This window comes from Terriglobus sp. YAF25 (genome assembly GCF_052113305.1).
Lineage (GTDB): Bacteria > Acidobacteriota > Terriglobia > Terriglobales > Acidobacteriaceae > Terriglobus.
In genome coordinates this window covers 1-1,897 of the sequence record NZ_JBFRCY010000876.1, presented here as the reverse complement: position 1 = coordinate 1,897, position 1,897 = coordinate 1, and the positions used below count along the sequence as shown (strand labels likewise).

Here is a 1,897-nt window from a genome sequence, read left to right as displayed (position 1 = left end):
ATGCACTGGGTGCCCCATGTCCCTCGGGGACATGGGCCCGGCCTTTACTATCCAGGCACGCTTCTCGATGTTTACAACAACAAAAATGCGGTTCGAGCTTTGCTCGAATACCCACGTCCCAAGAATCGGGACACCACCCCAAGGTACAAGTTCGTTGGGGACCCCGGACATGGGGCACCCCGCATGGGTTGTCTTAGAAATGCAGGCTGTCGACGTTGTTCTTATCGATAAGCAGCGGCTTGCCGAGAATAATCTCCGATCCATTGATCTCCAGATCACCCAACCGGCCGACATGCACACTCTTGGCTCCAGCCGGGATCTTCTTCTCCGCCTTCAACGCCCCCGCATAGACCGTTAGATATCCGAGGTCCTGCGTATTCCAGAGGAAGATCGTCTGTACCGAGCCATCGTGCAGATAGGTGCGGCAGATCGAGGGCAGGGAGAGCCCGATGACTTTGACGTCTGTGCGGCCCGCCTGTGCGACCGCCTCTGCCGCTCCCGGAACCGCCGGAGCGGAGATTGCGACAACCAGCTTCACCTGCGGATAGGCCTTGAGGATGACCTGCGTCTGATTGAACGCTTTGTCGCGGTCGTCGTCGCTGGGTTGAATGGTGGCGAGCTGCAGGTTTGGATGGTCGGAGGCGACACGCTTCTTGATATCGGCAATCCACTCGTTCTGGTTCTCGGCACTCAGGGCTCCGGTCACAATGGCAAACTGCCCTCCGTTCGGTAGCAGCCGTGCGCCTTCATCGGTCAGGGCGTTGGCGATGCCGACAGGAGTGGCCTGGTTCAGGAAGTAGTCGCGTGCGTTCAATTCAGCGTCGGCGTCCCAGGTCAGTACCGGAATGCCGTGAGCACGGGCTTTGCGAAGCACGGTGGAGATGCTGCCCTTGTTCTCCACCGCGACGACGATGGCGTCGACACCGCGCGTAATCCAGTTCTCCACCAATTCGTTCTGTTGCGAGGCGTCAAGACTGGTGGGGCCATCCCAGATGAGATCGACTCCGAGCTCTTTCGCGGCCTCTTCCGCTCCGGCGCGCGCGCTGATGAAGTAAGGATCGCCCTTGGCCTTCGGCATCACCGCAATGGTCAGGCGATGTCCAGCGGCAGCCGCACCATTGCGATGACCGGCAGCATGGAAGAGCAGCGTGCCCAGGACGCCAAGTGCAACGAGTACAGCTCCAGCGAATGCCGGACGCTTCCACAAAGGAACTCCGGCCGCCGTGACCTTGAATGCACCGGTGGGGCGTAGATGGAGCGGCCGATCACCGATTTATGCAGCAGGACGCTGTACGCCGCCAGTACAACGATGAGGATGGGAAGCTGCACGGGAATAAGCTTCCAGAAGTATCCCTGGCCGAGATGGAGAAAGCCTGCGGAATAACCGGTAAAGCTCACTGCGCCATGCGTGATGCCCTCCGCGATGCCGCGATAGAGCGAGAAGGTGCCGAGGGTCACGATCAGCGGCGGCAGCCGAAGTCCCGCGATCAGAAGGGCATCATTCAGGCCGCCGGAGGCAAGACCCAGTAGTAGTGATAGCCCAACGCAGGCGGCGGGGAGATGACCGTCATGCCACATCGTGCCGAAGAGGACGGCGGTCATCCCGATGGCGGAACCGACGGAGAGATCGATGCCTCCAGTAATCAGGATCGGCGTAAGGGCAATCACCAGCAGGCCGAGCTCGACCGAGAAGCGGACGATCTCGAAGAAGTTTCCCCAGGTAGCGAAGCTGGGTGCCGCRACGCTGAAGTAAATGCACTCGAGCAGCAGCGCCGCAACCAGAGCAACTTCCGTAGCAGAGATATGCAGGCGCTTAAGCATGGCTCACCTGCCTCCGCCGATAGTGACTCAGGACATTGACCGAAACGGCCGCGAGAATAATGAGTCCCTGGATGAT

Annotated in this window: 2 protein-coding genes; both read right to left on the bottom strand. The window is 60.0% G+C overall.

From position 1 onward, the window contains the following. Positions 1-193 precede the first annotated feature (193 nt). Positions 194-1,207 carry a substrate-binding domain-containing protein gene (locus AB4043_RS24750; protein WP_442308425.1) on the bottom strand — a complete coding sequence of 338 codons (1,014 nt, stop codon included), beginning with the start codon at positions 1,205-1,207 and terminating at the stop codon, positions 194-196. Then, entirely contained in the window at positions 1,090-1,821 is a 732-nt protein-coding gene (locus AB4043_RS24745; RefSeq protein WP_442308424.1) for an ABC transporter permease, read from the bottom strand. The genes AB4043_RS24750 and AB4043_RS24745 overlap by 118 nt, the downstream gene beginning before the upstream one ends. Between the last annotated feature and the right edge of the window lie 76 nt (positions 1,822-1,897).